Source organism: Burkholderiales bacterium (assembly GCA_035560005.1).
Lineage (GTDB): Bacteria > Pseudomonadota > Gammaproteobacteria > Burkholderiales > Eutrophovitaceae > DASRFY01.
In genome coordinates this window covers 40,994-47,130 of record DATMAN010000088.1, presented here as the reverse complement: position 1 = coordinate 47,130, position 6,137 = coordinate 40,994, and the positions used below count along the sequence as shown (strand labels likewise).

Sequence of the window (6,137 nt, the reverse complement as noted above, 5' to 3'; positions counted from 1 at the left end):
TCGCGCCGCGATCGCCCGGCGACGCCGCGGATTGCGGCCTGTCGTTCATCTGCCCACCGGCTCCGTGATGAATCCGATCTTCGCAAGGCCGGCGGTCTGCGCCGCGGCCATCACTTCGGCCAATCGCTGGTACTGCGTGGTCTTGTCGGCGCGCAGATGCAGCTCCGGCTGCGGATCCTGCCGGGCCGCCTCTGTGAGCCTGGCATGCATGGCATCCCGCGTGATCGGCGCGTCGTTCCAGAACAATTGCCCGTCCGAGTCGATGGACAGTGTCACCGTTTCGGGCTTTTCGACATTGACTCGCGTACTCGCCTCGGGCAGATCGATGCGGATCGAGTGCGTGAGCAGCGGCGTGGTGACGATGAAGATGATCAGCAGCACCAGCATGACGTCGATGAGCGGAATCATGTTGATCTCCGCCATCGGCCGGCCCGAATCGCTGTCGCTGAATCCGCCGAAAGCCATCAGGCCACCCTCGCTTCGGCCGGTTCGGCCCGCCCGGCGGGCGGCGCGCCGCGTGCGCCGCTGTCTAGCTTGGACCCGGTGGTGAGAAACGCGTGCAGATCGTGCGCGAATCCGTCCAGTTCGGCCAGCACTACGCGGTTTCCTCTCACAAAGAAGTTGTACGCCAGTACCGCGGGGATCGCGACCGCGAGTCCGGCCGCCGTCATGATCAGCGCTTCGCCCACCGGACCGGCCACGGCGTCGAGCGAGGCCGTGCCGCTCGTGCCGATCGCGATCAGGGCGTGGTAGATGCCCCAGACCGTGCCGAACAGACCGACGAAGGGTGCGGTGCTGCCCACCGATGCAAGCACGGTGAGTCCCGACTCGAGCGCCGCCATCTCGCGCGTGATGGCGCGCCGGATCGCGCGGGTGACGAACTCGCCCTGTCCGCCGCCTTCGATAAGTCCGACAGGGGCCGATCTGCGGAAGTGCCCCATCGCCTCGAGCCCGGCGGCGGCAAGGCGCGCGAACGGGTCCTGCGGCGGGCGTTGCGACAGCCGAGTGGTGACCGATTCCAGGGACGGCGCGCTCCAGAAGTGCTTGAGGAAGCCGCACGCGCGGCGCTTCATGCGCGCGTTCAGCATCGCCTTCAGCAAGATGAAGTACCAGCTCGCGATCGACATCAGGAGCAGTATGGCGAGCACCGCCACGCCCACTGCGTCGGCCTGGGAGAGAAGGGATGCGAACCCGTAGAGATGCTGTTGCGGCATGAAGTCAATTTTTGATGGAGAACTCGATGGGCACGATGACCCAGGCGTCCACGATGTCGTCGCCGCGTTTTGCTGGAACGAACAGCCATCGCCTCACGGCGTCGAGCGCGGCGCGGTCCAGACGCGAATAGCCAGAAGAGCTCTTGAGCTGCACCTGCACCGGCTCGCCGCGCGCAGTGACCAACACGCGCAGCAGGACCGTGCCCTGCTCGCCAAGGTGCCTCGACAGGGACGGGTAGACCGGCTTGGGATTGCGAAGATAGTTCGCCCGCACCAGTTCGGGCGTGAACTCGATGTCTGGCGCAGACGCCGCTTGCGGCGGCAGCGGCGAAGAAGGCGGCGCGACAACGGACGGCGCGGGAATAGCCGGCAAGCTCGGCGACAGGGCTTCCGGATTCGCGGTGGCGCGCGCGGGTTCGAAGCGAATCTCGCTCGCAGCACGCAGCGCCGGTGCAGACGGGGCTTGCGGCGCTTCGGGCGCTGCGATGTCCAGTGAGGGCTCGGGCAATGCCGGTACCGCCGGCATGCCCATCGAACGCACGGACGGCGCGGGGGGGTTCGTGCCGGCTCGCACGGGCGCGAGGTCGTGGCGCGGCGCGGACGGTTCCTCGATCGCCGCCAGCGGCTGTACCGGTGCCGCGGCCTGCGGCGGCACGGGCGGTTCGGTCGGGAACGCGAGCGGCTGCTCAGCGACCTCTCGAATTGGCTCCGGCGGTGTCGTCCGAACGGCAACCGGCCCGATCGCGGGCGGCCCGAGGCGAACGTCGCCAGCCGGCCCGGAATCGCGCACGGGCACGTCGGATCGCGCAAGCGGCTCAGGCGGCCCGTACGGCTCGATGCGAGGCCGCGCCGGCGGAGGATGCGCGGCTTGCGCGCGTTGTGCGATCTGTCGCTCCGGCTGGATGAGGTGCACCATCAACGCTGCCTGGGCGACCGGCCGTGACCCGCCGAGCGAGTGAACCAGCATCATCGCGATGACCACATGCGCACCCGCGACCAGCGCAAATGCAGGCCCGGAGTGTGGAAACGGCCAGTTGTGCACGAAACCCATCGTTCGATGCCCGTGCGGTGCGGCGTGCAGCGCGAGTCGCCAGCGCGACCGCGTTGGGAAAGCAGCGGGGCTCCTCCGGTTATTTGCTTAACAGTAATGCGAATTATTCGTATTTGCTAACCAGATGTCAACTTTGTCGGGAGCGCAGACTCGATACCGCCACGAAGATCATGTGCTAGGTTCAGGTCATGATGAGCACGCTGAACCGCCTGCACACCTGGGTGCTGGTGCGGCTCGGGCTATGGCGCAGGCAGTGGCGGCGCGGCCGGGTCGAAGTGCCGGGCGTTCGGTTCCATCTCGGCCAGCTATCGGTCCGCGCCTGGAACTACGGCCTGTATGTGCCTGCAGGGCTGGCCGACGGCGAGAGCGCCCCGCTGATCGTGGTGCTCCATGGCTGCAAGCAGCGCGCGCTGGGATTCGCCCATGCGGCGGGCTGGACGCGATTGGCCGACAAGGCGCGTATGCGCCTGCTCTGTCCGGATCAACGGCGACTGGCGAACGTGTTCCGCTGCTGGAACTGGTTTCACCCGTGGGCCCAGCGCGGTCAGGGCGAGCTGGAGGTCGTCACGGCGATGCTCGACGACGTGGCTGCACGCGTGCACGTGGACCCCGACGCGGTTGCGGCGGTCGGCCTTTCCGCCGGCGGCGCATTGGCGGCGCTGCTGGCCTTTCACCGCCCGGATCGCTTTCGCGCGGTGGTCACAGTGGCGGCCCCGCCGCTGCTGGGTACCCACGGCATGCAGAGTCCGCAGAGCGTTCTGCGGCGCGGCCTGACGTTCGGTCCACTGCTCGCGCTCGGTGCAGTGCACCGGGCATGCGCACCGCTGGCCATCATCCACGGCCTGGACGACCCGGTGGTCCATCCGCGCTGCGCCGAGCAGCTTCTGGCGCAGGCACTGGAATCGCTGCGTCGCGCAGGAATTCGCGCGCAAGCAGGCGATGCGGTTGCGGCGTCCAGGGGCTTGGCCGTCACCGACTTTCGCACCGGCGGCAAACTATGGCTGCGCCGCATCGAAGTCAAAGACTTGGGCCATGCCTGGACCGGCGGGCCCGGCGGCCATCCGTACTGCGAGCGTCGGGGGGCAGCGCTCACCGAGTTGTGCGCGCAGTTCCTGCGCGATGCCGCGGCGATCGGCGGATAAGCGCACTTTGGCGGGCGCATGGTCCTTTTCCTGATGAGCACCTCGTGATTGTCGATCGCGGCGTACGCTCCTCCGGTCGTCGAGCGTTGCGTCGGCTTCTTCAGATTTCCGAACGCTGCGCGTGCGCGGCGATCACCTGCGCCACGCAGGCCGTGAGCTTCTTGGCGTAACCCAGGTGCAGGAACTCGTTCGGCCCGTGTGCATTGGAGTGCGGGCCGAGCACTCCGGTAATGAGGAACTGCGCGTCGGGAAACCGACGGCCGAGCATGGCCATGAAGGGAATCGTGCCGCCTTCGCCCATCATGGCCGCGGGCCTGCCGTAGAACGCCCTGGACGCGGCATCGGCCGCCGATCCGAGCCAAGGCGCGCTGGCCGGCGCATTCCAGCCGGTCGCGCCCTGGTCGGGCTCGAAGCGCACGAGCGCGCCTTCCGGAGGATCCGTTTCGAGAATGCGCTTGAGATCCTCGGTGGCGCGCTGACCGTCGGTGAGCGGCGGAATGCGCAACGAGAGTTTCAGTGCGGTCTTCGGCCGCAGGACATTGCCGGCGTCCTTGATCGGCGGAATAAAGTCCGCACCGACCACCGACAGGAACGGCCGCCAGGTGCGGTTCAGGATCGCCTCGGCCGGTTCGCGCGCCATCGGTCGGGTGCTTCCGGCGAAGGGAAACTTCTTCCAGACCGATTCGCCGAGGATTCTCCCCGCGACCCGGGCCTGCTCGATCCGTTCGGCGGGAATGTCGCAGTGGAACGCCTGCGGAAGAATGCGGCCGGTGCTCGAGTCCTCCAGCCGGTCGAGGAGCTGCCGGGCGATGCGCAACGACGAGGGCACGATTCCGCTGGCGTCTCCCGAGTGCACGCCCTCGGTGAGCACCTCCACGGTGAGCGTGCCCGCGGCGATCCCGCGCAGCGAGGTGGTCACCCAGAGCTGATCGTAGTTGCCGCAACCGGAATCCAGGCCGATCACCAGATCCGGCCTGCCGATGCGCTCGGCCAGCGCATCCAGATACGCCGGCAGGTCATGACTGCCGCTCTCCTCGCAGCATTCGATGATGCCCACGATACGGGCATGCGCCCGACCCAGCCGCTGCAGCGCTTCGATCGCCGCAAGCGAAGCGAATACCGCGTAGCCGTCGTCGGCGCTCCCGCGGCCGTAGAGCCTGCCATCGTGAATGACCGGAATCCACGGCCCGAATCCGTCGCGCCAGCCGACCATCTCCGGCTGCTTGTCCAGGTGACCGTACATCAGGACGGTGCCCGGCGCGCTTCCTGCGATCTCGAAGAACAGCACCGGAGTGCGGTCCTCCAGCCGCACGATCTCGACCTGCATCTTCGCGATCGGCTGATTCCTGCACCATTCGAGCGCGAGCTGCGCCGCCGTTTCGATGTGCCCGTGTTTCCTCCAGTCCGGATCGAAGTGCGGCGACTTGCACGGAATGCGGATGTAGTCGATCAGGCGGATGACGATGTCTTCGTCCCACTTGCGGTCGATGATCGATTGTGCGGCGGGCGGATCGAGCTTGACGGAAGCGGTTTCTCGCATATCGTGTAAGAGTAGCGCGTTCAGAAGTCGGTGAGCATTCTAAGGGCGTTCGACGTCGACGCCGGGGGGAGGCAACCATGAAGGGAACCATCGTTCGTTTCACGCTGGCCACAGCGGTTTGTGCAGCCGCTGCGGGACTTTCGGGTCCATCGCCCGCTTCGGCCGGAGGACTGCGCGCGCAAATGACGCCCGCCGATCGAATTCCCTGGCCGGCGGAGTCCGCCGTCCAGGAAGGCACCGCGATGCAGCGCGGACTGCAGACGGTGGTCATCGCCGGCGACGCGCGGGCGCCGGGGCTCTACACGATGATGGTGCGGCTGCCGCCGCACACAAAGATTCCGCCGCACTCCCATCCGGACGAGCGGTCCTGCCTCGTGTTGTCCGGTACGTGGTATTTCGCCTACGGTGCAGTGCACGACGAGTCGCAACTCACCGTATTGCCTCCGGGCAGCCACTACACCGAGCCTGCCGGGATGAATCACTTCGCGCAGACGCGCGACGAAGCAGTCGTAGCCGCGTGCACCGCCGTGGGCCCGACCGGCACGACCTTCGTGGATCCGTCGGACGATCCCAGGAAGCGCTGAGCAGGGCGCGATGATCCCGTGGCTCGCCCGGCCGGAGACAGCGCCTTTCGTCCGGGCCCGCCGCTCACCGGGTCGCCGGAACAGGGCAACCCAAATCCTCAGCGCACGAGAACTACGGAAGTCTCGATTTGCCGTTCGGAAATCGACCAGTATTTCCTGAGCAGCCGGTCCTTCTCTTCGGGCAAGACCAGGCGAAACCCGTGCTTTTCGTAGAACCGGATGGCCCAGCTCGCGGCGGCCCAGGTTCCCACCAGCAAGGGCCGCTGTCCGAGCTGGACGAGATGGCGCAAGAGCTTCCCGCCGATGCCGCGACCACGGAGCGCACTGCGCACGTAGGCGTGACGGATCAGCATCACGTCCAGGACCGGCTGAATGCCCATCACTCCCGAGAGTGCACCGTTGTCCTCCCAACCCCAGAAATTCACGCCGGTATCGATCTCGTGTCGCAGGTCGGCGCGCAGCATGTAAGGCGTCCTCCAGCAGTCGGCGGGAATCACGCCCTCGTAGGCCTGCGCGGCGTCGTTGACGATCTGGTAGATCGCCTCGAAGTCGGAGTCTTCGCAAGGCCGGATCATCCGAGGATCGAAAGCCGAATCACGGAGCACA

Annotated in this window: 7 protein-coding genes; 2 read left to right on the top strand and 5 right to left on the bottom strand. The window is 67.1% G+C overall.

From position 1 onward, the window contains the following. Positions 1 to 45: 45 nt before the first annotated feature. The 3 genes from VNM24_12995 to VNM24_12985 are packed head-to-tail and all read right to left on the bottom strand — an operon-like array spanning position 46 to position 2,010. Positions 46 to 465: a biopolymer transporter ExbD gene (locus VNM24_12995; GenBank protein ID HWQ39496.1), complete on the bottom strand. Its 420-nt coding sequence runs from the start codon at positions 463 to 465 to the stop codon at positions 46 to 48. Next, a complete protein-coding gene (locus VNM24_12990; protein ID HWQ39495.1) occupies positions 465 to 1,214 on the bottom strand; it encodes a MotA/TolQ/ExbB proton channel family protein in 750 nt (249 codons plus the stop codon). Before VNM24_12990 ends, VNM24_12995 begins: the two co-directional genes overlap by 1 nt. A 4-nt stretch (positions 1,215 to 1,218) precedes the next feature. Further along, complete coding sequence (locus VNM24_12985; protein HWQ39494.1) at positions 1,219 to 2,010, bottom strand: TonB family protein; 792 nt, start codon at positions 2,008 to 2,010, stop codon at positions 1,219 to 1,221. A 443-nt stretch (positions 2,011 to 2,453) separates the two neighbouring features. On the opposite strand from VNM24_12985, the gene VNM24_12980 reads away from it, so the two are divergent. Beyond that, positions 2,454 to 3,407 carry a PHB depolymerase family esterase gene (locus VNM24_12980; protein HWQ39493.1) on the top strand — a complete coding sequence of 318 codons (954 nt, stop codon included), beginning with the start codon at positions 2,454 to 2,456 and terminating at the stop codon, positions 3,405 to 3,407. A 100-nt stretch (positions 3,408 to 3,507) separates the two neighbouring features. Here the strand turns inward: VNM24_12980 and VNM24_12975 are convergent, their stop codons facing one another. Then, positions 3,508 to 4,947: a M20 family metallopeptidase gene (locus tag VNM24_12975; protein HWQ39492.1), complete on the bottom strand. Its 1,440-nt coding sequence runs from the start codon at positions 4,945 to 4,947 to the stop codon at positions 3,508 to 3,510. Between the two features lie 77 nt (positions 4,948 to 5,024). On the opposite strand from VNM24_12975, the gene VNM24_12970 reads away from it, so the two are divergent. Further along, complete coding sequence (locus VNM24_12970; protein HWQ39491.1) at positions 5,025 to 5,531, top strand: cupin domain-containing protein; 507 nt, start codon at positions 5,025 to 5,027, stop codon at positions 5,529 to 5,531. Between the two features lie 98 nt (positions 5,532 to 5,629). Here VNM24_12970 and VNM24_12965 read toward each other — a convergent pair whose 3' ends face one another. Beyond that, positions 5,630 to 6,106, bottom strand: a complete 477-nt coding sequence (locus tag VNM24_12965; GenBank protein HWQ39490.1) for a GNAT family N-acetyltransferase — start codon at positions 6,104 to 6,106, stop codon at positions 5,630 to 5,632. Between the last annotated feature and the right edge of the window lie 31 nt (positions 6,107 to 6,137).

What these genes read in the sequence shown, in the direction of transcription:
- VNM24_12995 (HWQ39496.1), bottom strand. Translation starts at nt 465, where the DNA reads ATGGCTTTCGGCGGATTCAGCGACAGCGATTCGGGCCGGCCGATGGCG.
- VNM24_12990 (HWQ39495.1), bottom strand. Translation starts at nt 1,214, where the DNA reads ATGCCGCAACAGCATCTCTACGGGTTCGCATCCCTTCTCTCCCAGGCC.
- VNM24_12980 (HWQ39493.1), top strand. Translation starts at nt 2,454, where the DNA reads ATGATGAGCACGCTGAACCGCCTGCACACCTGGGTGCTGGTGCGGCTC.
- VNM24_12975 (HWQ39492.1), bottom strand. Translation starts at nt 4,947, where the DNA reads ATGCGAGAAACCGCTTCCGTCAAGCTCGATCCGCCCGCCGCACAATCG.
- VNM24_12970 (HWQ39491.1), top strand. Translation starts at nt 5,025, where the DNA reads ATGAAGGGAACCATCGTTCGTTTCACGCTGGCCACAGCGGTTTGTGCA.
- VNM24_12965 (HWQ39490.1), bottom strand. Translation starts at nt 6,106, where the DNA reads ATGATCCGGCCTTGCGAAGACTCCGACTTCGAGGCGATCTACCAGATC.